We start from the raw sequence: 23,205 nt of genomic DNA, 5'->3' as shown, positions 1-23,205 counted from the left end.
CCGGTGGGCCGAATGTGGGTCGACTGCGCCCGAAATCAGACAGGGATCCATCATGCGTAAGAGCTTCATCGCCGTTGTCGGCATCGCCGCCGCCCTGACGTTCGGCGCGACCGCGTGCACCAGCGACGACAAGGAACCCACCAACGACACGCCGGCACCGCCGCCGGTGACCTCGTCGGAGCCGGCCATGGCCGACGGTGTCTTCGGCGCCGCCTGTGACCAGATCCCGGCCGACCCCTCCAACGCCGGCAGCCTCGACGCCATGGCGCAGGTCCCGACCGCGACCGCCGCGTCGGGAAACCCGCTGCTGAGCACCCTGGTCACCGCCGTGGGTGAGGCCGGACTCGGCGACTCCCTCAACAGCGCCCCGGCCATCACCGTCTTCGCGCCGATCAACAGCGCCTTCGAGAAGGTCCCCGAGAAGGACCTCAACGCGCTGCTGGCCGACAAGGAGGCCCTCACCGGTGTGCTGACCTACCACGTCCTCGGCGAGCGCCTGGCGCCCGACGCCCTCGCGGGTGAGCACGAGACCCTGCAGGGTGAGTCCCTTGAGGTCACCGGTTCTGGTGAGTCGTGGACCGTCAACGGCGACTCCATGGTCGTCTGCGGCAACATCCAGACCTCCAACGGCACCGTGTACCTGATCGACACCGTCTTGATGCCCCCGGCCAAGAAGTAACCGGGAGCGCGGGCGGCCACCCGGGCGATGAGCCCCGGCGGCCGCCCGCGACGTCCGTGCGGCAAGGAGCCGAACCATGAACCGCATCCGCAAACTCTTCCGCCGCTGGCCGGACGCGCTCACCGGTCTCCTCGCGGTCTTCTCCGGCCTGGCGCTGGCCGAACTCCTCGCCGCCGTGCTGAGCCGGCCGAGCCCGTTTTTGTCCATCGGGTCGACCATCATCGACGCGACGCCGACTCCGCTCAAGGAGTTCGCGGTCCGGGAGTTCGGGACGGCCGACAAGCCGATCCTGTTGACCACCATCGCCGCGGCGATGGTCGTGCTGGCGCTCGTGATCGGTCTGCTCGCCGCCGCGCGACCGGTCATCGGCCTGGCCGGGATGGCGGTCTTCGCGATCGCCGGGGCGGTCATGGCGCTGGGCAGGCCGACGGCGACCGCGATCGACGCGCTGCCGCCGGTCGTCGGCGGCCTCGCCGCCGCGGGCGTCCTGCTGCTTCTGCGGCGCCTGCTTCACCATGAGCCGGAGCGTCCCTCGATCGCTTCGCTGTCGAACCGGCGGCGTTTCCTCATCGGCGCCGGCGCGGTCATCGTCACCGGCGGCGCGGCGGCGGCGGGTGCGCGGTTCATCTCCTCGGCCGGTGCCGTGGGGGAACAGTCGCGGGCACAGGTTCGCCTGCCCGCACCGGCCTCGCCGGCGGCGCCGCTGCCGGAGGGCAGCGACCCGATCGCGTCCTTCCACACCCCCAACAGCGACTTCTACCGTGTCGACACCGCCTTGTCGGTTCCGCAGATCGACGCCGCCACCTGGCGTCTGCGGGTCGGCGGCCGGGTCGCCCGGGAACGTGAGTACACCTTCGCCGAACTCCTCGCCCGGCCCCTCATCGAACGCGACATCACCCTGGTGTGCGTGTCCAACGAGGTCGGCGGGCCCTACCTGGGGACCGCGCGCTGGCTCGGTGTCCCCCTCGCGGAGCTGCTGGCCGAGGCCGGTGTCGACGCCGACGCCGACCAGATCGTCAGCACCTCCGTCGACGGGATGACGATCGGCACCCCGACCCGTGTGGTCACCGACGGCCGCGACGCGATGCTCGCCGTCGGCATGAACGGCGAGCCGCTGCCGCTGACGCACGGTTTCCCGGTGCGGATGCTGGTCCCCGGCCTCTACGGGTACGTCTCGGCCTGCAAGTGGATCACCGGTATCGAGCTGTCGCGTTTCGACGACTTCGACCCGTACTGGGTCCGCCGCGACTGGGCCAAGGAGGCGCCGATCAAGACGTCCTCGCGCATCGACACCCCCAAGGCCCTGGGCAAGGTCCCCGCGGGAACCACCCGTGTCGCGGGCGTCGCCTGGGCACCCCACCGGGGCGTGACGGCCGTCGAGGTCCGCGTCGACAACGGCGCCTGGCAACGGGCGACCCTCGCCTCGGTGCCCTCCACCGACACCTGGCGCCAGTGGTACCTCGACTGGGACGCCACCCCCGGACGGCACGATATCACCGTCCGCGCCACCGACGGCGGGGGAGAACCCCAGGTCGAGCAGCGGGTGACGCCGTTCCCGGACGGGGCGACGGGGTGGCACTCGATCGCCGTGCGCGTCGAGTAGATCTCGCCGTGCCCGGCCGGGCTAGGGTTTCGACGTGAAAGACGGTCTGAGCCCCAAAGAGGTCGCCCAACGGCTCGGGATCGCCGTGAGCACGCTGCGGACCTGGCACACGCGATATGGCCTCGGCCCTGGCGAGCACACCAGCGGAAGCCACCGCCGCTATGGCCACAACGACCTCGCCCGCTTGGAGGTCATGCGCGACCTCACCGCGCGCGGCTTCCACGCCGCGACCGCCGCGCGCATCGCCGTCACCGTCGGCGCCCCGCACGACGAGCGCCCCGGCACCGAGGCGCCGGAGACCATCCGGCGTAGCGTGCGGGGCCTGGCCAAGGCCGCCAACCGCCTCGACGTGCTGGCCATGCGGGTGCTCATCGACGACCATGTCAGCGCCTACGGCGTCATCGACACCTGGGACCACCTGCTGCGCCCGGTGCTGGGCGGCATCGGCGACCGCCACGCCACCACCGGCCGCTTCGTCGAGGTCGAGCACCTGCTGTCGCGTTGCGTCAGCGAAGTCCTCGGCAGTGTTCCCCGGCCGCGTCCCGGTGCGCGCCTGTCGGTCATGCTCGCCTGCGCCGCCGGGGAGACCCACAGCCTCCCGCTCGAAGCGCTCGCCGCCGCTCTCGCCGAACGCGACGTGGGCTGCTGGCTGCTGGGTTCGCGGGTGCCGACCGACGCGCTGCTCGACGCCACCGAGCGCACCGGCCCGGATCTGGTCGTGATGTGGTCGCATGATGCGGACACCGCCGATGCCGAACCGTTGACGGCGTTGTCGTCTCGGGTGCCGGTCGTCGCGATCGCCGGGCCCGGGTGGGGGGATCGGCCCGATCCGGGCTGGACTTTCCTGGCGTCGTTGCGCGAGGCCGTCGAGCTCGCTACGCGCCTGGGGGCGTGAACCCCTGTCAGATCGCGATGACGCCGACGGCGTGCGTCGGGTGCTCGGAGCCTCCGGCCGGTTCGACCGACAGACCGATCGCGGTGGCGGCGCCGATGGCGTCGACCAGGCCGGACACGTGCGGCATGAGGCCGGCGCTGACCATGACCCCGTCGACGTCGCGCCACAGCTGGTAGGCCTGTGCCTGCCCGAGGGCGGGCATGCCGATGCGGGTGACCACGGCGGCGTCCAGGCTCGCCGAGGTGACCACGCTGATGGCGCCGCCGTCGGCGGCCTCGGCGGTGATGAGGACGGCGTCGTCGGCGGCCAGGACGGCGGCGGTGCGATCGGCGTCGGCGTCGCGGGCGGCGATCTGGTCGTTGAGGTCGTCGACCCGGGACTGGGAGGTGAGGTAGATGAAGGCCGACAGTCCGAGCGCGACCACCGCGACGAAGGCCGCGGCCAGGGCCAGCCAGTTGCGGGAGCGTGGAGCCGTGGCCGTGGGGGTTGGTGGAGCGGCGGCGAGTTGTGGCGTGGAGCGGACGGCCGACAGCACCGAGGCCTTCAGCGTCGCCGGTGGCGCGGCGATCGCGTCGTCGGCCAGGCGGGCCGCGGTCGGTGCGAGTTCGGTGACCTCGGCGGCACAGGAGGAGCACTGGGCGAGGTGCGCTTCGAAGGTGGCGCGCTCGTTCTCATCGAGGGCGTCGAGGACGTAGGCGCCCAGGAGGGTGTGGGGTTCGTCGTGGATCATCGCACCCCCAGGCAGTCTCGTAGCCGGATGAGCCCGTCGCGCATCCGGGCTTTGATAGTAGGCAGGCCGACGGCGAGTTTCTGTGCGACCTGCGGGTAGCTCAGCCCGGCGTAGTAGGCCAGTGTGATCGATTCGCGCTGGAGCTCGGTCAGGCCCCGCAGGCAGTCGCGGACCTGCTCGCCTTCGGCGCGTCGCATCGCGGTGTCGGCGGCTTCGTCGAAGGGCACGTCGGGGGCGGCGAAACCGGCGGTCTTCTCCCGGTCGGCCGAGCTCTGCGCCGATCGGACGTAGTCGACGGCGCGGCGGTGGGCGAAGGTCAGGACCCAGGAGATCGCCGAGCCGCGGGAGGCGTCGAAGCGGGCAGCCTGGCGCCACACGTCGAGGAGGGCCTCCTGGGCGGCCTCCTCGGCCATCGCGCGGTTGCGCAAGACCCGCAGGGTCAGCCCGAAGACGCGCGGAGCGGTGAGGTTGTAGAGCTCCTCGAAGGCCGACTGGTCGCCGCTGGCCACCTCCGACAGCAGCGCGTCGAGGGAACGAGCGCGCGTCACGCTGGGAGAATCCTCGGGTCGGGATCGGGCGGTCACGGGCGCGCTCCACGGATCTGCGACGGGCGACTGGCCGGCTGTGCCGGTGGCCCCTCACTTTACGCACGGGCTCCCTCGCCCGGATTTCGACTCACGAATCAATGCAACATGTGGAAACTTCGTCTCTACGGCCCCGCCCGTCCACGCGGCGGCCAGGGGACGAAGCCGCTGGTGCGCCGCACGTACTCGGCGTATCCCGCCCGGTGCGACAGGTGCTGCTCCATCAGCGGCTTGCCCGTCTTGGCGGCCAGGAAGTAGGTCATCACCAGCGGTGCCACCACGGTCGCCGCGCCCTGCCATCCCGTCGAGGCCGCGATCAGGTACAGCCCCCACCAGACGCAGGCGTCGCCGAAATAGTTCGGGTGGCGCGTGTAGCGCCACAAACCGGTGTCGAGGACCTTGCCTCTGCTCGCCGGGTCGCGGCGGAAGCGTTCGAGCTGTGCGTCGCCGACAGCTTCGAAGAACATGCCCAGCAGCCACACGGCGACACCGGCGAGCAGCCACCACGAGGCCGGTGTCGTGTCATAGGACGCGACCTGGACCGGCAGCGAGATGAACCACGCCAGGACCGCCTGCAGCAGGTAGACCATGCGCAGCGCGTAGAGGTCGCGGTTCCCGCGCGCCTTGCTCAGCAACCGCTCGTAGCGGGCGTCTTCGGGCGCGCCCCGGCTGCGCCAGGCGATGTGCACCGACAGGCGCACACCCCAGACCACGGTCAGGGCCGCGACCAGGGCGCGCCTGGTGGCATCACCGTGCCCGTCGGACATCACGAAGGTCACCACCGCGATCGCCGCGAAGGCCGCACCCCACGCCACGTCGACGACCCGGTGCTTCCCGATCGCCGATCCCACCGCGAAGGCGATCAGCAGCACGGCCAGGGCGGCCACACCCGCCCACAGCAGGTTCGCGGCGAAAGCCGATCCGCTAAACACCCGGCACCTCCCCGAGCGCCCACGCCCGCGTCGCCGGCACGCCCGAGGCGCCCAGCGGGCCCGGGCGCACCGCGAGGATCTGGTCGACCCCCATCCTGCCCTGCTCGAAGGCCAGGCGGCCCCCGATCAGGTACAGCCGCCACACCCGGGCGGTTTCCACACCGGCCAGCGCCACGAAGTCGCCCCAGCGCTCCTCCAGGGTCTCGATCCACACGTCGACAGTGCGCACGTAGTGCTCCCGCATCGCCTCGACGTCACGGACCTCCAGGCCGCGCGACTCCAGGATGTCGACGGTCCGCCCGACCGGGCGCATATGCATGTCCGGGGCGATGTAGGTCTCGATGAACGGCCCACCGCCCGGCGCTGTCCCCGCCGCCCGCGACATCTGCTGGATCAGTAGCCGCCCACCGGGAACCAGCAGCGAACCCAGCCGCTCGGCGAAGCGCGGATAGTTGCCCTCCCCGACGTGCTCACCCATCTCGATGGCCGCCACCGCGTCGAAGTCGCCGTCAGGCAGGTCCCGCCAGTCGAGGTGGTGGACCTCCACCCGGTCACCGAGCCCGAGGTCGGCGACCCGGTCGCGGACATGCGCGTGCTGCTGCCGCGACAAGGTCAGCGCGGTGACCTCCACGCCGTAGATCAGCCCGGCGTAGAGACTCAGCGACCCCCAGCCGCAGCCGACGTCGAGGAGCCGCATGCCCGGCCGCAGCCCGAGCTTGCGGCACACCAGATCCAGCTTGTCCCGCTGCGCCTGCTCCAGCCCGTAGCCGGGTTCGTCCCGTGTCCAATACGCGCAGGAGTAGGCCATCGTTGGATCGAGGAGCAGCCCGTAGAAGCGGTTGGACAGGTCGTAGTGGTGCCCGATCGCCGCGCGGTCCCGGTCGCGGCTGTTGACCTCGCCGTCGAGGTCGGCGGTCGCCTCCGGCGCCTTCGGTTTGGCGCCGACGACCCCCAGGCTCCACGCCAGGCGCGCCGCCGAGGCCAGCGCCCGCGCTCGTCCACGGCGGGGCGAGGTGCGTTGCGCGGCGGCGGTCCACATGGTGCGCAGGCCTTCGCCGAGGTCGCCGATCACGTCGAGGTCCCCGGAGACGTAGGCGTGGGCGAGGGCCAGTTCGGCCGGATACCAGAGCATCCAGCGCAGCGCGCGAGGGCTGTTCAAGACCGCGACGGGACCGGTGCCGGGACCGGTGCCGGGACCGGCGGTGCTGCCGTCCCAGGCCTTCAGTCCGATCGGGAGCCCGAAACCGGCGACCTTCTCGAAGGCCTCGGCGAGTTTCTGTGCGTGACTCACGGTTTCCTCCGGAGGGTGAACTGGTGGACGTCGAGGTATCGGCTGGCGAATCCCGCCTGGGAGTAGGCCAGGTAGAAGTTCCAGGTGCGCGCGAAGACCTCGTCGAAGCCTCGGTCGGCCAGCGCGGGTGCGGCCTCGTTGAAGCGTTTCCGCCAGATGGCCAGGGTGCGGGCGTAGTCGCCGCCGAAGGCGAGGTCGGAGTCGACGCGCAGGGAGGTGTGCGCGTCGAGGACCCGGGCGATGGCGGGCATGGAGGGGATGAGCCCGCCGGGGAAGATGTACTTGTGCATCCAGGTGTAGGTGTTCCTGGTCGCGGCCAGTCGCTCGTCGGCCATGGTGATGGCCTGGATCCCGGCGATGCCGCAGGGCGCCAGCAGCCGGTCGATGGTCTGGAAATAGTGCGGCCAGTGGCGTTCACCGACGGCCTCGATCATCTCGACGCTCAGCACCGCGTCATGGCAGCGGCCGGTGTCGAGGTCGCGGTAGTCACGCAGCTCGGCGGTGATCCGGTCGGCGACCCCGGCGCGCTCGGCCCGTTCGCGGGCACCGAGGAGCTGCTCCCGGGAGAGGGTGATGGTGTGGACCCGGGCGCCGCGCCGGGCGGCGCGGACGGCCAGTTCACCCCACCCGGTGCCGATTTCGAGGACCCGTGCGCCCGCGTGGACCTCGGTGGCGTCGAGCAGCCGGTCGATTTTTCGGCGCTGGGCCTCGGCGAGGTCTTCGGTGCCGGTGTCGAACAGGGCCGCAGAGTAGGTGAGCGTCTCGTCGAGGAACGCGCCGAAGAGTGCGTTGGACAGGTCGTAGTGGGCGCTGATGTTGCGGGCGGCGTTGCCGCGTGTGTTGTCCTGGGTGGCGGGCATGGCCGCGACGTAGAAGCGCCGCAGCCACTGGAGCCCGGCGGGGACGATCTCGGCGGCGTGGGCGGCCAGCGCCTGGAGTAGCGCGGGGAGGTCGTCGCTGTCCCAGTCCCCGGCCTGGTAGGACTCGCCGAAGCCGATCAGCCCGCCGGTGCCGACCCGGGCGAGGAAGGCCCGCGGACGGCGCAGCCGGATCACCGGTGCCGGCCCGGGCGCCCCGAAGCGGTGCCCGCCGGGGAGGACGACACCGAAACCGAAGCGCTGGGCGGTGCGGCGCAGCAGGGCCGAGGCGATCGCGGCCCGGACCGGGGCACGCGGTGCGTGCCGGGGATCGGGCCAGCGGTCAGGAACGGCTGCCGGTGCGGTGGTGAGAGTCACGGGTCGCCTTTCGCGGGATCGGACGGGGATGACGGGGGAGGCCTTTGAGCAGGAGCCGGACGCCGTGCCAGCGGATGGCGAGGGACACCGCGAGGGTGCTCAGTGGCTTGCGCAGGGACTCGCGCAGCAGGGTCGCCGTCCCCGCGCGCAGGCGGGTGCCTTTGACGGTGGCGGTGAGGGCGTGGGTGCCGTCGAGGTCGAGGCGGACGGTGATGTCGAGGAGCCGGCCGGGTTCGGGCAGCCGCAGTGTGTACTCGCCGTCGACGGGCAGGAACGGTGAGACGTAGAAGGCCTTGTCGGCGCGCAGGCGTCCGTCGGCGTCGGGCCGTAGGAGGTAGCGGTGCCTGCCGCCGTAGGTGTTGTGGACCTCCGCCGCGACGCACACGAGCCGCCCCTGCGGGTCGTGGCACCAGTAGACCGACAGTGGATTGAAGACGTACCCGGCCACGCGGGCGTGGGTGAGCAACAGGACACGGCCACCGTCGAGGTCGACGCCTTCGTCGGCGAGGTAGGCGTCGAGGCCCGCGCGCAGGCCCTGGGGTTCGGCGGCGAGCTGGTCGCTGCGCGCGAAACCGGCGAGCAGCGACAGCGGCCAGGGCACCGTGGGCATGTCGTCGATGTCGACGAGCCACATGTAGGTGCGGTGCCGCAGGGAGTGGCGTTCGAGGTGGGTGCGGACGTGGCGCACCTCGCAGCGATAGAGCGCCGCCCCGGCGGCCCAGCCGCTCATGTCCGCTCCAACAGCGACCGGGCGGCCTCCACCCCGGAACGGCAGCCGTCTTCGTGGAAGCCCCAGCCGTGGTACGCGCCGGCGAAGGCGGTGGTGCCGGTGGCGAGTTCGGGGAGCCGTTTCTGCGCGGCCACCGACGCGCGGGTGTAGATCGGGTGCTCGTAGGTCATCGACGCCAGGACGTGTTCGGGGCGGACCCGCCCGGCACCGCCGAGGGTCACCACCATCGGTGTCCCGGCGTCGAGGCCTTGGAGCCGGTCGAGGTCGTAGCTGACCTGCGCGGCTCCGGCGCGGGCGTCGCAGGCGGGGAGGAGGTAGTTCCAGGAGCCGCGGACGCGCGGTCCCGGGAGCAGGGCGCCGTCGGTGTGCAGCAGCGTCTCGTTGCGGGAGTACGTGAAGGCGCCCAGGACGGCGCGTTCGGTGTCGGTGGCGTCGCTGAGCATGGTGAGGGCCTGGTCGGCGTGCGTGGCGATGACGACGCCGTCGAAGCGTTCGACACCGTCGGACTCGTCGTGGACCTCGACACCACCGCCCGGGAGACGGCGCACCGCCCGCACGGGGGTCAGCGTGCGCACGGCCGGGACCTGTTTGGCGATGCGCTCGACGTAGGTGCGCGAACCGCCGACGACGGTCCGCCATCGCGGTGACCCGCCGATGGAGAGCATCCCGTGGTTGGCGAGGAAGCGGAACAGGTACGCCGCCGGGTAGTCGGTCGCCGCGCCCGGCCCGCACGACCACACCGCGGAGACGAGCGGGACGACGAAGTGGCGGGTGAAGTAGGCGGTGTGGTGTCCGGTGCGGACGAACTCGCCGAGGCTGGGGCCTTCCTCGCCCGATTCCAGCAGTGCGCGTGCGCGCCGGTGGAAGATCGGTATCTGGGCCAGCATCGCCGGGTAGCGCGGGTCGAGGAGGTTGGCGCGCCGCCCGAACAGGCCTGCGGCGCCCCGGGCGCCGCAGTACTCCAGTCCGCAGCCGCGGCAGGAGACCGACATGCTCATCTCGGTGGGGCGAGTGGCGACGCCCAGTTCGGTGAACAGCGCGATCAGGTGCGGGTAGGTCGCCTCGTTGTGCACGATGAAACCGGAGTCGACCGGCGTCGTGCCACCGTCCTCGGTGAGGACGTCGTGGGTGTGGGCGTGCCCGCCGAGCCGCCCGTCGCGTTCGTAGAGGGTGACATCGGCGTCATCGCGAAGCCGATAAGCCGAGGTCAGGCCGGCGACGCCGGAGCCGATGACGGCGATCCGGCGCCTTCTTTGCTTCGCGGACACGAGGGGGCTCCCTTCCCGGTGACGTGACAGGGATTCGGAGCCCGGGAGGGGCCGGATGGGTCGGGTCGAGGGGAATTCGCGTCAGGTCGTACGTCACTCGCGTCCACACCTGTCACACCCGGCCCGCCAGGCTCTGCGCTCTCGGGTCGCTCCGGCGGCGAGGTGCCTGTTGAGCTGCACTTTCGGGTAGTCCTGAGCGTCCGGCGGCGACTTATGGTGGTTGAGTCTGATGTATCCGTTGGGAGCCGTGATGCGAGCCCAACATGCCGTCCGGGAACCGCGAGGTGAGCTTGTCGCCGCGGTGCGCCCGGGTGTGCCGTCGCGACCGCGGCGTCCGGTCGGAGCGGGTGCGGTACTGGAGCTGCAGCGGACGGCGGGCAACGCCGCCGTGGCCGGGTTGCTGGCCGGTCGGCGCTCGGAGCCGGTCGTGCAGCGCTGCGGCGATATTCCGGCCGAGCGGTGCCCGTGTCACGCCGACGCGGCCGACGAGACAGCCGTGCAGCGTCAGGCACCGGGCGGCGGCCGAGGCGGGGCGCCGAGCCTGCCGGTGGTCGGCACCGCCTGTGCGGCCTATACCTCCAGGATCCAGGCCGACATGGTCCATGCCGCCGTCGTGAGCGAGTTCCTGCCCCGGGTCGGGTCGCACTTCGGTTCCGAGGCCGAAAGTGTGTGGAGCGACTATCTGTCGCGCGCGTTGCCGGTACCGCGGCCGCTGCGTCAGTTCGACGTGCCCGGCGGTCAGATCGTCGGCGGCTTCGGGCGGCATCCCAAGACGAGGAGTACCGAGGCGGTCCTGGTCGACCTGGCCGCGGCCGCGCTGCGCGCCTCGCCGCGCGCGTTCCCGGCGAACACGCCGGTGACGATTCCCCTGTCGGATCTGGTGCCGCCGGGGACGGTGTGGTCGACGCTGAACTTCAGTGCCGACAAGATGCGCTTCGAGAACCCGCTGTCGATCCCCGGCCTCCTCGCCGGGGGCATCGACCCCGCCGCCGACACACGGAATGCGTGGGGCGAGGTGGTGGTCACCAACCACGCCAACCCTCTGGGTGCCACCACCGATGTGACCATCGAACCGAAGCTGACCTTCAAGGTCGAGGACAACGTCAAGTTCTGCCCCGGCAACACCGGGGGACTGTTCATCCAGCCGCTGACGATTCCGTTGTCACGGCTGGAAGCCACGGGCACCGGTCTCGGTGCTCCCTACGCCGGCGTGGTGCCGTTCTGGGTGCTGTTCGACGGGCCGGGAGCGGTGAAGTCCTTCGGTACGACGATTCCGATCACGCCGCCCGTCCCGATCCCGCCCACGCCACCCGGTCCGACGCCCGGCCCGACGCCGAGGACGGGACCCGCGCACACGACCGGCACCCACCTCCGCCTGCGCTCAGGCCCGGGCACCGACCACCCCATCGTCGGCGGCTTCCCGCAACGCGACACCCCGATCACCGTGCTGGAGCAGACCGAGGGCACGGAGGTTCGGGGCAACAACCGTTGGAACCGCGTCGAAGGCGGCTGGGTCTCGGACTCCTATGTGGAGTTCAACGCGCAGCCTTGATGTGCTGTCGGTGGCAATGCGCCCAGCGGCAATGCCCCCAGCGAAAGGGTGGTGAGCCGGGGGCAGAAGTCGACGGGGCTACTGCTTGAGTCCTTGGATGAAGCCGACCCATGTGCCAGGGGTGACCTTCAGAGACGACCCGAGGCCGTGCTTCGTGTCTGCGACCTCAACGTGGCTCAAGGTCGCATCGGTGCGGATCTGAACGCACTGACCGCCGGTCTGGCTCCGCTTGGACTTGCGCCAGGGGGAAGTGGCCACCTTCAGTACTCCTCAACTGCTCAAACGGCTTGGCGGCAGGTCCGGTCGCCGCGGACTTCACCCACGCGGGTAACCCACCGATCAGGTCGCGGTCTCGTGTGGGCGGGCGGTGTGCTGGTGCCAGCACACCATCCCTGGTGTCAACGCCCGGTCCCTTCCCATCTTGGAGACATCGGTGGAACGTCCACAGTCAGCAGACCGACATCCAGGAGGAGACATTGGGGGACTGACCTGCACGGGCCTCAGCGGTTGAAACGGTCACCCTTGAGGTTCTGTAAGAAGCCGGTGAACGTGTCGCGCGGCACCGTCAGTGCCGGACCGGCCGTGTGCTTGCTGTCTCGGACGAAGATGGTCTCGACGTCGCGGGCGCTGGCGGTTTCGACACAGTCGCCGCCGCTGGCTCCGCTGCGCTTCGACTTTCGCCACCAGGTGATGTGTCGGGTGTTCACGCTAGGTACTCCTCATTGGATGCCGCAGCATCATGCATGGGTCGGAACATTCGTTGGTACCACTCGACGGTGACACTGATCCAGACCGACGACATCGGCAAGGAGTACGCCGCACAGAAGAGCAGCGACGCCGCCGCCCTTGCCCTGGACAGCACATGGCCCCAGCGAGTCAGAGCTCGCCGGGGCCGGAACGTCGCGGGGCCCTATCTGGTGAACTGCCCCTGCTTGATCGCCAGCAGGAACTGCCGGTAGTCGCTGCTGGAGAGTTCGAGTACGGCGGCGCTGTCGGGGAGCTTGGAGTCACCGATCTGGGGTAGCTCGAGAGCACCGAGCCGGGTTTTGACGCAGTTCCCACCAGACCCTTGGCTTCGGCTACTCGTGCGCCACTGTCCAGGCGTCATCGTTGGTACTCCTCTATCGGTACGGCCATCGTGCAGAGCCGATTGAACGCCTCCACGAAGGTCGACACTATGTCCCGCGCTTCGACGTACCGGCATCCGTCCAGCGCCTCGAGGTACACGAATGGTCGTCCGGCCGCTGGCGGACCTGGGATCATGATAGTGAAAGAAGTTCCCATCGTCGGGTGCAGACCGCGGGCGATGAGAACGTCAACCGCCGGCCTGGACGCCGCGGCCCGGAGGCGTTGCAGCTGGCGTTCTTGGATGTCCGGGTGGTCGTCGAGGTACCTGATCGCCGCTTCACCGATCACATACTGGATCCGTGGATACGGCGTGCGCTCATCGAGGAGCCGCTGGCGTTGGAGCCGGAACAACCGAACATCTTCTGCGGTCGAAGGCGCGATGGGCAGCTCCGCAGCCTGGACCAAGCGCATGTACTCGTCGGTCTGCAGCAGTCCAGGGATGTACTCGCACTCCCACGACTGAATCGCAGCCGCGTCACGTTCGGCGTCGGCGAACGGCCGGAACTTCTGGCTCATGCCGCGTCCATAGGGCTGCCAGTACCCACGCCGGTCTCCTGGGACGAGCATCCGCATCAGTTCGGCCGTCGTCGCCGGGCTCGCACGGTAGAACCTGCAGAGGCCTTCCACGATCAGCCGTTGAGGGTTCTTGAGTTCACCGCGTTCGAGTTTGCGGAGCGAGTGTCGGTTGTAGCCGGTGGCATCGGCCACATAGGTCAGTGTGTGCTCGCTGCCGCTACCTTCTCGGAGTCGACGAAGAGCATTCCCGAGCTGTGTCAGCGTGAAGTCCGGGTCAGATGCCTTCGGTTTCGCGCTTTGGCGAGGCATGAGGTTGTCAGCCATCACTATATGGTGCCCCACAGTCGCCGCGAGGCGAAGGATCGCGCGGGCGATTATTGGTGTCAAAATCGCCCGTGTCACATCGCGCGCGCTTTTCTGCCGCCGCGCGCTATCTAGCCTTCGCCCTGGTCACGACGTAGCGTCGGGGTATCAGCACGGGTTTCGAGGAGACTTCAGACTTCCGGACATGTGAGCGGAAAATCGGCGCGCACCACGGAGGCAGAAGAGCCGGTCCAAAGAGTTCAGTAGGGCGATCCGGCTTTCATCGCAGCCTAGAGCAACGGACGATCTTTCCCTCTCCATAAAGGCGGGTTCGATGAACAACGAGAAGATAGACGGCCACGAGAACCAGTACTGGTTCGACCGGCCATCGCCCGGACCGATGTGGTTGCACCGAGTACTGCGTCTTTGTTGCGGGCCGTTTGTTGCGTGTGCGGCGATTCCGCTGACCTGGTGGGGCAACGAAGTGCGGGGCGAGGTGGATAAGCCTCCACTGTGGTTGGTCCTCTGTGCGGGGCTACTGGTGTTTGCCTCCTATGTCGAGGCATGTGAGTTCGTGTCTGCGCGGAGGCATCCGTGATCACGTGGGAGGACCCGCCGTTGATCGGTGTGATCCGGGTGAAGACGGCCTTCGCCAAGGACTACGAGATCCGTGGGCACAGCCCCGACCGTGTCGAGGTCGCCAGGGTCTCCAGTCTCGGCAGGCACGCCACGTTCGTCGCCGTGATCACCAACGCGAATGGTGGAGTACCTGGCTGGATCTTTGACGGCGGCGCCTATCCACTCGGTGAGGACGAGCAGCACGCGATCCTTCGCGAACTCAAGTTCCTGATGGAGACACGGTTTTTATGCCCGCCGTGTGGCACACCTTCGCCCATGTCGGGCCACCACCGTGCGATGCCGACGCACGCGATCTCTCGATCCCGGTCCCGCCACTGCGGGCACGGGACTGGCTGAAGAAGCCACCGATCCTGCGCGACGGCTGCCATCGCGACCTCGACGGCGTCGGCGTCTGGTTCACCACCAAAGTCCACACCTACCTGCCGCGACTGCACGGCTTGTGCCCGGCGATGCGCGCCGGAGTCTGGGACGCCCTGGCCACCTCCTTGCGCCGGATCCATGACGGCCGCGACGTCGTGTGGCGCCTGCGCCTGACCGGCGGCGACGACCTGTCGCTCGCGGTCATCGCCGACTGGGACCTCCCAGCACAGCAACGCTTCGACAGTCCCGACCGGACAGTCGCACCCGCGCACAGTCCGAACCACCCGACCCAAGGAACACCACCATGCCCCACCACAAGAACCGCAAGCCCGCTTCCAGTCTCGGCGAGCACGCCGACCTGGTCACCGTGCTCCGCGCGCTCGCCCGCGAGCTGAGCCGGGCCATCGCGTCCGGCCCGCTACGACCGACCACCACCTGACCAGCGAAGGAACACCACGATGTCTTCGATCGATGAACTGTCAGGCCTGCTCCATGCCACCGAGTCCCGCCTCAACGACGCCCTCAGTGCCGCCAACGCCGCACGCGAGGCCGGTGAGCAACTCACCGGCATCCTCCAAGGCGTCGGCGACGACGGGTCCGCCGCCCGCACCCGAACCGTGATCGACGGGATCGACACGGTCCTCAACACGATCTCGGCCACCGAGTCCGACGTGTCGAACCTGCGCGGACAAGCCCAGGCAATCAGGTCCTGACGATGCCGGTCGCGCCGATCCCGCAAGCCTTCTGGCCGTGGCTGGTCACCACCAGCCTCGCCCAGCACGAACTACTGCTCAGCCTCCATGCCGAAGACCCCGCGCACATCGAGGCCTACGCACACAACCTCGGGCTCACACCCGACCCGCACGCCGGACACCACGACGAGATCCGCCTGGCCCGCACCGTCGACGGCACCCGCTTCCTCGTGTGGGCACCCGGACCGGCCAGCCACTAAGACCAACCGATCAGCCCAGGAGGCCGAGCGATGACCACCACGACCATCCATAACAGACCGGCCTCTCGGGCCGACGCGGGCAACCTCGCCGCCGCGCTACTGCGCACCACCTTCGGGCCCGTCCCCGACCGGGCCCGCGCCCGCGTCTACCTCGACACCCTGCTGACCCGGCTCGCCGCCGCAGGCGTCCAGCCCAGTCACCACCCACCCCCAACGGGCCAGACACGCAGAGGCCGCACCCTGACCGAGCGGGAACTGCAGACCCTGACCGGGATGGCCGAAGGCAAGACCAACGCCGCCATCGGCCGCGAACTGTCCCTGGCCGAGGAGACCATCAAGACCCACGCCGTCCGCCTGTTCCGCAAGATCGGAGCCCGCGACCGAGCCCACGCCGTCGCGATCGGCTTCCGCGACGGATTACTCGCCTGACAAGCCACACGGGCCGGCGGATCGCTGTCGAGCACGATCCCGCCTCCGCGGCCCACACCCTGGCGTCAGCACCCCAGGCGACGCCACGAGCCCCCACCCGCCAACCGCGACCGGGTGGGGGCTCACCCTCCACGCCGCACAAGAACGGAAACCCGAAGTGAACGCGCCCAAGTCCCCACCCACCGACCACATCACCGAAGCCCGAACCCAACGCGCCGACGCACGCCGCAACCGTCAGAGGATCCTCGACGCCGCCGAGACCGTCTTCGCCCAGCAAGGCTCGAAGGCGTCGACCGAACTCATCTCCACACTCGCCGGACTCGGCAACGGCACGATCTTCCGGCACTTCGCCACCAAAGAAGACCTGCTTCGCGCGGTCGCCGAACGCACCATCACCCGACTCACCGCCCGCGCTCAAGAACTCCTCGCCACCACCACCGAACCAGGCCCGGCGTTCTTCACCATGGTCGCCGAACTGATCGACCAGGCATCCGGCAACCACTCCGTACTTGACCTGCTCACCGACACCCCCGACCAAGCCGTCGCCGCCACCGTCAACGCCTGGCGCGACATGATCACCGCCCTCCTCGGCCGCGCCCAAGGAGCACGAGCCGTCGACCCACGCTGGAAAGCCACCGACGTCCTCGCCGTACTGGCCGGCCTATGCCACGCCGCCCGAGCTTCAGGCTGGGACCGCAGGGTCGTCCTCGGCGTCACCGTCATCCTCGCCGACGGGCTGCGGCCACGGTCGTAGCGACGAAGCGTTCCCGCCCGCGTAGTCCGACGATGCCCGCGAAGGTCGACGAATCCAAAGTGAACGATCGAGGGCGCCCGAGCGCTAGGTCAATGGTTGACGGGTAGGTCTGTCACTCCCATCCGATCCGTGCCCTGGTGAACGGATCCTCAAGGGCCGAGATGGTAGCCGGGGCCACAGGGTTGTCGCCCAGCCAGGTGCAACACCGAAGATCTAAGTGGACAGACCGTGGGCATGGTCACGGAACGGTAACGATCGCTGATCTTCGATTGACAGCGGTCATGCTGCGCCACGAGAGCGGTCAAGCCCTGTATTGCCCACGCCCGATTGAGGTGCCCTCGTGCCCAACTGGTCGCTGCCCCTGCCCAGGGGCCGAGTTTCGCGGTCGGCTCTTACTTCCCTGGCTGTCGCTGCCTTTGCGGCATCACTGCTGTCCGTCCCTGCCGAGGCCACGGCCGAGGATGTCGTGACGACGTGTGCGTCCACGGTGGCGTCGAGCGTCAACGCCGCCCAGGCATTGGCAGTCTCCTGCGGAACGTCCGTTGAAGCGCTGGACGCGCGGACCCCGTATACGCAAGTTGTCGCGGACCCTGCCGGCACCATGACCATGGCCTCATCACTCGTTCCGCGGTGGGTGCCGCGGTCGGATGGCTCGTGGGCGGACGTGGACACTTCAGTCGAGGCGCGGGCGGATGGACGATACGCGCCGATCGCGTCACTCGCGGACGTGTCGTTCTCCCCGGGTGGCGACACCGTGCTGGCGAGCTTGCACTCGCCGACGGGGCAGACCCTGACTTTGTCGTGGCCTTCACCGCTTCCGGCCGGAATGCTCGACGGGGATGCCGTGCTGTACCCGGAGGTGTTTCCGGAGGTCGATCTACGGGTTCGTGCCACGCCGACAGGATTCACCCACACGCTGGTCGTGAAGACGGCTGCTGCGGCAGCGAATCCTGCGCTCGCCCGCATCCCTTACGTGCTCGGGGGGGATGTATCGATTGCGGAGACTGCGCAGGGCGGTCTGAGCGTCGTCGCCGGAGGGGAACTCTTCGCGACCGCCGATCCAGCGGTGATGTGGGATTCCACGACTCTCTCCGGCTCCGCGGCTCGCTCTCTGGACACCTCGAGCGTCGACGAGGCCGGTGATGGCGCCCAGATCGCTCCAGTGGAGATCGACCTTGCGGGTCAGACCATGGCGTTGGTGCCAGACCCCGACCTGCTGACGGGCCCGGACACGGTCTTCCCGGTGTACATCGATCCTGACTTCAACACCGATGAGAAGAACTGGGCGTACGCCAACAACGCGAACACCACTTGGGGCGCGACTCCAACGTCGGCTTTGGCCAGGGTCGGGCGTGACCCCGATCCGAGCCACAACTGGCTGTACCGGTCGATGTTCCGCTTCCCCACCGACGCCAATGGTGTGAACCTTGACGGGAAGCAGATCCTCAACGCCCACTTCGTGATCACGCTGTACCACTCGTACGACTGCGCGCCGACCTCGGTGTATCTGTACAGGTCCCGGACCCCGACAAGCCCGCGCACGAGCTGGACGAACGCGAAACTGGACAAGTACCTCACCTCCAAGTCGGCTGCGGCGAACAAAGGTGTCTGCTACGACCCCGAAGACCCCAAGCTCGACTTCACCTCTACGGCCATGAAGACCGACGTTCAGCTGGCCGCGAAGGAGAAGTGGAACTACTACACGGTCGCGCTGTCGGCACGTGACAGCGGCGGCGCGGGGGAGTCCACGCAGGGCCGGTGGAAGAAGTTCGACCAGTCGACGGCCCTGTTCAAGGTCGAGTACAACTCCTACCCAGACCCGCCTTCGGAAATGAAGGTGGGGTCGACGTACTGCGAGGACAACGACGAGATCCTGAAGTCGGGCAGCACGCACAAGCTGTCAGCGAAGTTCGGGGACGACGACAAGACTCAGCAAACATTGACCGGCAAGGTGTACTGGCGCCAGGTCGGAGCGGCAACTTGGACCGTGAAGCCGACGTCGACAACGGTCGGCAACGAACGGGCCTCCTACCAGTTGCCGGCGCTCCAGGACGGGCACTACGAGTGGTACATGCAGTCGAACGATGGAGTGATCGACAGCAAGGTATCCAAGACCTGCAGGTTCGAGGTCGACTCGAGTAGCCCCGCGCCGCCCGAGATCGACTCACTGCAGTACCTCGAGTGCGACCCGGACGTGTCATGTCCGGTGAACGATGTACCCGGCCTGACCGCGGACTTCACGTTCTCCACTGCCGATGACGCGGTGAAGTACCTCTACGACTGGTCCGCATCGCCGTTGACTCCTGTCATGGCACCGAGCATCGGTGCCGCGGTCACGATCCCGCTGACGCCGCCCTCCTACGGTGACAACGTTCTCTACGTGCGTAGCGTGGACGCGGCCGGAAACCAAAGTGGCGATGCCACGTACTGGTTCAAGGTGGCTCGCGCGTCTCCGGCCATCGCCGGTTGGGGCCTCGAAGACGGACCCGCGAGTGAGTTCCCGGCCCTGACCAACACCGTCTTCGGCGGCCAGAACCTCACGACGTCGGGAGCCTTGAGCTGGTCCGACGGCGTGCGCCTTGTCGGCGCGTCCACCGCGCAGTTCAACAATGGTGGCTGGGCAGAGACGCCCAACGCGGTGCTCGATACGAGCAAGTCCTTCAGCATCGGAGCATGGGTGCGGCTGGCGAGTACCGCGACCAGCGGCACCATCGTCGGTCAGGACGGCACGTACAACAACGGGATCTACTTCGGATATGTTGCCTCCTCGAACAAGTGGGAGTTCCGTTTCACCACTAACGACAGCGCCGACTACGCGTGGGCACCGAACGCAGTCTCCGATGTAGTACCCAAGGTCGGCATCTGGACCCACCTCGCCGCCACCTATGACGCCAAGACCGGCGACGCCAGCATCTTCGTCGATGGCGCGCTTCAGGGCGGCGAGAGCACCGTCCATGTCGGATCGCACTGGTCCGCTCCCGGGAAGATGCGCCTAGGCGCGGGGTTGCACAAGGGCGTGGTCACCGACTTCTGGCGCGGGCACATCGCCCAAGTCCGAGTCTTCAATCGTGTCATCGGTGTTGACGACATCGTCGAGGGTGCCAATGACCTGCAGCCCCTCATGGCGGCGACTCCCGTCGGGCGCTGGGACTTCGACACTGACTGTTGTGGCACGGCCGTCAACCGCCTGATCGGTTGGGGGCACGACCTGAGCCTCCAGGAGCCGGCCATCATGGAGCAGCTCGGCTCGGGATACGCCCTGCAGACCGTGGACGGCTCGGGGTACGCGCAGACCGAACCGACGGCCGACCTGCAAGCCGGCAGTCTGAACACCGACCAGTCGTTCACGGTCGCAGCCTGGGTCCAGCTCGGCGACCTTCGCGACTTCTCCACAGCAGTGTCGCAAGATGGCGTGAACATGAGCGCGTTCCGCCTACAGAACCGCAAAGTCACCATCGACGGCGTCGAGACCAGCCAGTGGTGCATGACCATGCGTAACACCGATGAGGCGGGTTCCGGGATCACCAAAGCCTGCACGACTGAGGCGTCAACCCTCGGGTTGACCCACCTGCTGGGTGTGTATGACGCAGCCCGGGGCGAGATCCGGCTCTACGTCAACGGGGCCCAGATCAACGACTCAGGAGAACTCCTTCCGTCGGCGACGGCAACGATGGCGGCACGGATGTGGGATTCGACCGGGCGGGTCGGTGTCGGCCGCGGCCAGGATGCCAACAGTGTCACGACAGCCAATCCTGACGGCGACTGCGACATGTTCAGCGGGTTTGTCGACGACGTCCAGGTGTTCCAGGGCGCGATGACCACCGCGCAGGCCAATGCCTTCTACGACAGCGTGCGGGGTGCTTGAGATGCGACCGGAAATGAAGAAGATCATGACCGTGACCAGCCGGAACGCCTTTCGTCTGGCCGCCGCGGCGACCGCCGCGACGGTACTCACTGGTTTACTGACTGGATCCATCGATCTCCCGGAAGCCCCGTTCGAGGGACCGGCGGACGTTCCTTTTGTGCGAGGTCTCGAGGTCGATCCGGCGGTCCTCGACCGCGATATCAACCAGGAGCTGGCAGGTGAGGCCACTGCGAATCTTCCCGCCCCTGTCTGGCCGTCCTCCAGCAGCGCGAGAATCGAACTCGCGACCGATCAACGCCTCACCGTGCCGGGCTCGGTGATCGCACTCGCTCCGATCGGCTCCGACCCGATCGCGTCGATCCAGGTGAACACGCTCGGACGATCCGACAGTGATGCCAAGGGTTTCACCAGCGGGCTCGTCTTCGAACTGACCCGTGTCGATGACGACGGATCAGGCGAGGTCTCCGCCCAAGTCGACTACGCCGCCTTCGCATATGCCTTCGGTGCGGACTGGCGCACGCGGCTCGCCTTGTGGACGGTACCCGGGTGCGTGGGCTGCGCCCCTGAACGGCTGGACACCACCAACAATATCGCCGGCGCCACCGTCATCGCCGACGTTCCGCTCGCCGCGGCCGAGACCACCACCCTTCTGCTGGCTGCCGACAGCAAGGGCGGCGCCGGGGACTACACCGCCTCAAAACTCTCCCCATCGTCAACATGGTCGCAAGGCGGCAACAGCGGCAGCTACAACTGGTCCTATCCGATGACCGTGCCCTCCCCAGTCGGAGCGGGCCCGCTCCCCAGCCTCGGTCTGTCCTACTCTTCGGCCTCGGTCGACGGACGCTCAGAAGCCACCAACAACCAACCCGGATGGATCGGTGAAGGCTTCTCGTTCGGGTCGGGCTCCATCGAGCGCCGCTACGTCCCATGTGCCAACGACATGGACGGCGCCAACAACACCGAAAAGACCGGCGACCGCTGCTGGAAGACCGACAACGCCATCCTTTCCATGGAAGGCCGCGGTGGCGAACTCGTTCAAGACGATGACAGCGGCAAGTGGCGCCTGAAGAACGATGACGGCACCGTCATCGAACGAAAGACCGACACCGACAACCCCGACAACAACAACGAGTACTGGAAACTCACCACACCCGACGGCACCCAGTACTTCTTCGGCCTCAACCAGCTGCCAGGCTGGACCAGCGACAAGACCGCGACCGAATCCGTCTTGACCATGCCCGTCGCCGGCAACAACACCGACGAGCCCTGCCATGACTCGACCTTCGGATCATCCTTCTGCGACCAGGCATGGAAGTGGAACCTCGACTACGTCGTCGACGTCCACGGCAACACCATGTCGTACTGGTACGACGTCGACACCAACCGGTACGGCAAAGCCGGTAAGGCCGACAACCCCGTCCTGTACGACCGGGCCGGTGAACTCGTCCGTATCGACTACGGGACCGACAACCGTGACGGCACCGAATACGGTGGCATCGTCCCCGGCCGGATCGATTTCACTTTGACCGACCGATGCCTGTCCGATTGCGGCACGCACGACGAGGCTCACTGGCCCGATACCCCTTGGGACCTGTCGTGCACCTCGACCACAAGTTGCCCGGGGAGTCTCGCGCCGACCTTGTGGTCCACCAAGCGCCTCACCAAGATCACCACGACGATCTGGGACAACGGACTCGGCAAGCACATGCCCGTCGACTCCTGGGAAATGACCCACACGTTCCCCAACCCCGGTGACGGCACCCGAGCCGGCCTATGGCTCGACACGATCACTCGCACCGGGCACGTGGGCGGCACCGCGGCGATGCCACCCATCGAATTCGACTGGGTCCAGATGTACAACCGCGTCGACGACAGCGAAGGCTGCCGACCCAGCCGTTGAGGCGACTGAGGACTTCCTCCATGGCACAACCATGACATCGGCCGACGAGATCTTGAGCAATGGCTTGAGCCTTGCGGCTTCCCTTGCCAACAAGTCTGGGACAAAGTCGGCAGGAAGCTTCTTTGCCGTGGGGCGGTCCCAAGCTACATTTGATGAGGCCTGGGATATCGCCTCCGACTATGCGGTACGAGCGTCTACATTCCACGGCGGCACGCATTGCATAATTGTCTGCAGGCTTCCGGTATCGGTTGTTTCAGAACTGGAATCATCCGGCCTCCTCGTTAGGGGCTTGAGAATGACCGAGAGCATATTCCTGCCGGGCTCTTTCGGGAAGGTCAATAGTGCGGCGGAGTGGCTCGGTCCATACGGATAGAAGAATGGAGGATGGCTAAAGTGACGGAGTCTGATTACTCGAAAGCTAAGATTACGAAAGTAAAGTTTCCGGACTCGGTATCCATTGGAACCTTGTGGCGTCGCAGGTGGGTCTTTCGTGCCCAGCTAGCCTTCGGTGAACCCATTTTTCCTCCGCCACTAGTGGAGGAGGCTTGCGAAGCTGGTCTAGTTGTTGCCATGTGGTCGCAGGAAGGTGTTGGGTTGATTGTCGATACATACACGGATGCCAGGGTTGTGACCCCGAGTGAGCTTGCGTACGTGTCGTCTATGACAATTTGGATCAAGTTCCTGCATCCTGATACCGACCTCGTGATCGATGGAATGAACATCAATTCGCTATTGGCGCATTGTAGGCTATCCGTCGACACTCTAAACGAATGGCGCCGATTGATGTAGCGCCATTTCCCCGCCCCAAGGCATCGCTATTCAGGTGTGTCTTGTGGTCACTCGTCAATTAGCATGCTGGA

General features: G+C 67.8%; 23 protein-coding genes and 1 pseudogene. 13 read left to right on the top strand and 11 right to left on the bottom strand.

The features are described from left to right. The first annotated feature begins 52 nt into the window (after nt 1–52). The 3 genes from HNR73_RS31745 to HNR73_RS31735 all read left to right on the top strand — a co-directional run bounded on the left by HNR73_RS31745 (nt 53) and on the right by HNR73_RS31735 (nt 3,177). Nucleotides 53–679 (top strand): fasciclin domain-containing protein, encoded by a 627-nt coding sequence (locus HNR73_RS31745; protein ID WP_184791379.1) that lies wholly within the window; start codon nt 53–55, stop codon nt 677–679. A gap of 76 nt (nt 680–755) precedes the next feature. Next, nucleotides 756–2,282, top strand: a complete 1,527-nt coding sequence (locus tag HNR73_RS31740) for a molybdopterin-dependent oxidoreductase (RefSeq protein ID WP_184791378.1) — start codon at nt 756–758, stop codon at nt 2,280–2,282. A gap of 34 nt (nt 2,283–2,316) precedes the next feature. Then, nucleotides 2,317–3,177, top strand: coding sequence for a MerR family transcriptional regulator (locus HNR73_RS31735; protein ID WP_184791377.1), 861 nt, complete (start codon nt 2,317–2,319; stop codon nt 3,175–3,177). Between the two features lie 7 nt (nt 3,178–3,184). Here HNR73_RS31735 and HNR73_RS31730 read toward each other — a convergent pair whose 3' ends face one another. From HNR73_RS31730 to HNR73_RS31700, 7 genes are all read right to left on the bottom strand, one after another. Then, the gene (locus tag HNR73_RS31730) at nt 3,185–3,907 is read right to left on the bottom strand and encodes an anti-sigma factor (RefSeq protein ID WP_184791376.1); all 723 of its coding nucleotides are present in this window, start codon (nt 3,905–3,907) and stop codon (nt 3,185–3,187) included. Next, nucleotides 3,904–4,455, bottom strand: a complete 552-nt coding sequence (sigK, locus tag HNR73_RS31725; protein WP_184791375.1) for an ECF RNA polymerase sigma factor SigK — start codon at nt 4,453–4,455, stop codon at nt 3,904–3,906. Before sigK ends, HNR73_RS31730 begins: the two co-directional genes overlap by 4 nt. 161 nt (nt 4,456–4,616) lie before the next feature. After that, a complete protein-coding gene (locus HNR73_RS31720) occupies nt 4,617–5,423 on the bottom strand; it encodes a DUF1295 domain-containing protein (protein WP_184791374.1) in 807 nt (268 codons plus the stop codon). Continuing rightward, nucleotides 5,416–6,714, bottom strand: coding sequence for an SAM-dependent methyltransferase (locus tag HNR73_RS31715; RefSeq protein ID WP_184791373.1), 1,299 nt, complete (start codon nt 6,712–6,714; stop codon nt 5,416–5,418). The genes HNR73_RS31720 and HNR73_RS31715 overlap by 8 nt, the downstream gene beginning before the upstream one ends. After that, entirely contained in the window at nt 6,711–7,949 is a 1,239-nt protein-coding gene (locus tag HNR73_RS31710; protein ID WP_184791372.1) for an SAM-dependent methyltransferase, read from the bottom strand. The genes HNR73_RS31715 and HNR73_RS31710 overlap by 4 nt, the downstream gene beginning before the upstream one ends. Beyond that, the gene (locus HNR73_RS31705) at nt 7,915–8,679 is read right to left on the bottom strand and encodes a DUF1365 domain-containing protein (protein ID WP_184791371.1); all 765 of its coding nucleotides are present in this window, start codon (nt 8,677–8,679) and stop codon (nt 7,915–7,917) included. Before HNR73_RS31705 ends, HNR73_RS31710 begins: the two co-directional genes overlap by 35 nt. After that, nucleotides 8,676–9,947 (bottom strand): NAD(P)/FAD-dependent oxidoreductase, encoded by a 1,272-nt coding sequence (locus HNR73_RS31700; protein ID WP_184791370.1) that lies wholly within the window; start codon nt 9,945–9,947, stop codon nt 8,676–8,678. The genes HNR73_RS31705 and HNR73_RS31700 overlap by 4 nt, the downstream gene beginning before the upstream one ends. A 250-nt stretch (nt 9,948–10,197) precedes the next feature. Here HNR73_RS31700 and HNR73_RS31695 point away from each other — a divergent pair, with 250 nt between their 5' ends. Next, entirely contained in the window at nt 10,198–11,499 is a 1,302-nt protein-coding gene (locus HNR73_RS31695; protein WP_184791369.1) for an SH3 domain-containing protein, read from the top strand. A 78-nt stretch (nt 11,500–11,577) separates the two neighbouring features. Here the strand turns inward: HNR73_RS31695 and HNR73_RS41265 are convergent, their stop codons facing one another. Together HNR73_RS41265 and HNR73_RS31685 are read right to left on the bottom strand one after the other, a co-directional pair. Next, the gene (locus tag HNR73_RS41265) at nt 11,578–11,757 is read right to left on the bottom strand and encodes a DUF397 domain-containing protein (protein ID WP_184791368.1); all 180 of its coding nucleotides are present in this window, start codon (nt 11,755–11,757) and stop codon (nt 11,578–11,580) included. A 242-nt stretch (nt 11,758–11,999) separates the two neighbouring features. Further along, nucleotides 12,000–12,206: a DUF397 domain-containing protein gene (locus HNR73_RS31685; RefSeq protein ID WP_184791367.1), complete on the bottom strand. Its 207-nt coding sequence runs from the start codon at nt 12,204–12,206 to the stop codon at nt 12,000–12,002. Nucleotides 12,207–12,275: 69 nt separating this feature from the next. Here HNR73_RS31685 and HNR73_RS31680 point away from each other — a divergent pair, with 69 nt between their 5' ends. Then, nucleotides 12,276–12,458, top strand: a complete 183-nt coding sequence (locus tag HNR73_RS31680) for a hypothetical protein (RefSeq protein WP_184791484.1) — start codon at nt 12,276–12,278, stop codon at nt 12,456–12,458. On the opposite strand, the gene HNR73_RS41260 is transcribed toward HNR73_RS31680, so the two are convergent. Continuing rightward, complete coding sequence (locus HNR73_RS41260) at nt 12,410–12,607, bottom strand: DUF397 domain-containing protein (RefSeq protein WP_184791366.1); 198 nt, start codon at nt 12,605–12,607, stop codon at nt 12,410–12,412. The two genes, HNR73_RS31680 and HNR73_RS41260, sit on opposite strands and share 49 nt — an antisense overlap. Then, nucleotides 12,604–13,467, bottom strand: a complete 864-nt coding sequence (locus HNR73_RS31670; RefSeq protein ID WP_184791365.1) for a helix-turn-helix domain-containing protein — start codon at nt 13,465–13,467, stop codon at nt 12,604–12,606. Before HNR73_RS31670 ends, HNR73_RS41260 begins: the two co-directional genes overlap by 4 nt. Nucleotides 13,468–13,780: 313 nt before the next feature. Between HNR73_RS31670 and HNR73_RS31665 the strand changes: the two genes are divergently transcribed. The 8 genes and pseudogenes from HNR73_RS31665 (at nt 13,781) to HNR73_RS31630 (ending at nt 22,345) form a co-directional block, all read left to right on the top strand. Continuing rightward, the gene (locus HNR73_RS31665; RefSeq protein ID WP_184791364.1) at nt 13,781–14,044 is read left to right on the top strand and encodes a hypothetical protein; all 264 of its coding nucleotides are present in this window, start codon (nt 13,781–13,783) and stop codon (nt 14,042–14,044) included. Between the two features lie 268 nt (nt 14,045–14,312). Beyond that, complete coding sequence (locus HNR73_RS31660; protein ID WP_184791363.1) at nt 14,313–14,840, top strand: hypothetical protein; 528 nt, start codon at nt 14,313–14,315, stop codon at nt 14,838–14,840. A gap of 63 nt (nt 14,841–14,903) precedes the next feature. Then, nucleotides 14,904–15,158, top strand: coding sequence for a hypothetical protein (locus tag HNR73_RS31655; protein WP_184791362.1), 255 nt, complete (start codon nt 14,904–14,906; stop codon nt 15,156–15,158). A 2-nt stretch (nt 15,159–15,160) separates the two neighbouring features. Then, nucleotides 15,161–15,397, top strand: a complete 237-nt coding sequence (locus HNR73_RS31650; RefSeq protein WP_184791361.1) for a hypothetical protein — start codon at nt 15,161–15,163, stop codon at nt 15,395–15,397. Nucleotides 15,398–15,631: 234 nt separating this feature from the next. Further along, nucleotides 15,632–15,826 (top strand): annotated as a pseudogene (locus tag HNR73_RS40310) (response regulator transcription factor); the annotation flags it as partial. A gap of 157 nt (nt 15,827–15,983) precedes the next feature. Then, nucleotides 15,984–16,580, top strand: coding sequence for a TetR/AcrR family transcriptional regulator (locus HNR73_RS31640; RefSeq protein ID WP_184791359.1), 597 nt, complete (start codon nt 15,984–15,986; stop codon nt 16,578–16,580). Nucleotides 16,581–16,920: 340 nt separating this feature from the next. Continuing rightward, nucleotides 16,921–20,445 (top strand): laminin G domain-containing protein, encoded by a 3,525-nt coding sequence (locus tag HNR73_RS41005; protein WP_184791358.1) that lies wholly within the window; start codon nt 16,921–16,923, stop codon nt 20,443–20,445. A gap of 13 nt (nt 20,446–20,458) precedes the next feature. Continuing rightward, the gene (locus HNR73_RS31630) at nt 20,459–22,345 is read left to right on the top strand and encodes a hypothetical protein (RefSeq protein WP_184791357.1); all 1,887 of its coding nucleotides are present in this window, start codon (nt 20,459–20,461) and stop codon (nt 22,343–22,345) included. Nucleotides 22,346–23,205 lie beyond the last annotated feature (860 nt).

It is taken from the genome of Phytomonospora endophytica (assembly GCF_014202425.1).
Lineage (GTDB): Bacteria > Actinomycetota > Actinomycetes > Mycobacteriales > Micromonosporaceae > Phytomonospora > Phytomonospora endophytica.
The sequence above is the reverse complement of the archived record's forward strand: the minus strand, read 5'-3'. Positions and strand labels throughout refer to the sequence as shown.

Coding starts and splice junctions, on each gene's coding strand:
- HNR73_RS31745 (WP_184791379.1), top strand. CDS start 53: ATGCGTAAGAGCTTCATCGCCGTTGTCGGCATCGCCGCCGCCCTGACG.
- HNR73_RS31660 (WP_184791363.1), top strand. CDS start 14,313: ATGCCCGCCGTGTGGCACACCTTCGCCCATGTCGGGCCACCACCGTGC.
- HNR73_RS31655 (WP_184791362.1), top strand. CDS start 14,904: ATGTCTTCGATCGATGAACTGTCAGGCCTGCTCCATGCCACCGAGTCC.
- HNR73_RS31730 (WP_184791376.1), bottom strand. CDS start 3,907: ATGATCCACGACGAACCCCACACCCTCCTGGGCGCCTACGTCCTCGAC.
- HNR73_RS31665 (WP_184791364.1), top strand. CDS start 13,781: ATGAACAACGAGAAGATAGACGGCCACGAGAACCAGTACTGGTTCGAC.
- HNR73_RS31695 (WP_184791369.1), top strand. CDS start 10,198: ATGCGAGCCCAACATGCCGTCCGGGAACCGCGAGGTGAGCTTGTCGCC.
- HNR73_RS31650 (WP_184791361.1), top strand. CDS start 15,161: ATGCCGGTCGCGCCGATCCCGCAAGCCTTCTGGCCGTGGCTGGTCACC.
- HNR73_RS31740 (WP_184791378.1), top strand. CDS start 756: ATGAACCGCATCCGCAAACTCTTCCGCCGCTGGCCGGACGCGCTCACC.
- HNR73_RS31670 (WP_184791365.1), bottom strand. CDS start 13,467: ATGGCTGACAACCTCATGCCTCGCCAAAGCGCGAAACCGAAGGCATCT.
- HNR73_RS41260 (WP_184791366.1), bottom strand. CDS start 12,607: ATGACGCCTGGACAGTGGCGCACGAGTAGCCGAAGCCAAGGGTCTGGT.
- HNR73_RS31630 (WP_184791357.1), top strand. CDS start 20,459: ATGAAGAAGATCATGACCGTGACCAGCCGGAACGCCTTTCGTCTGGCC.
- HNR73_RS31705 (WP_184791371.1), bottom strand. CDS start 8,679: ATGAGCGGCTGGGCCGCCGGGGCGGCGCTCTATCGCTGCGAGGTGCGC.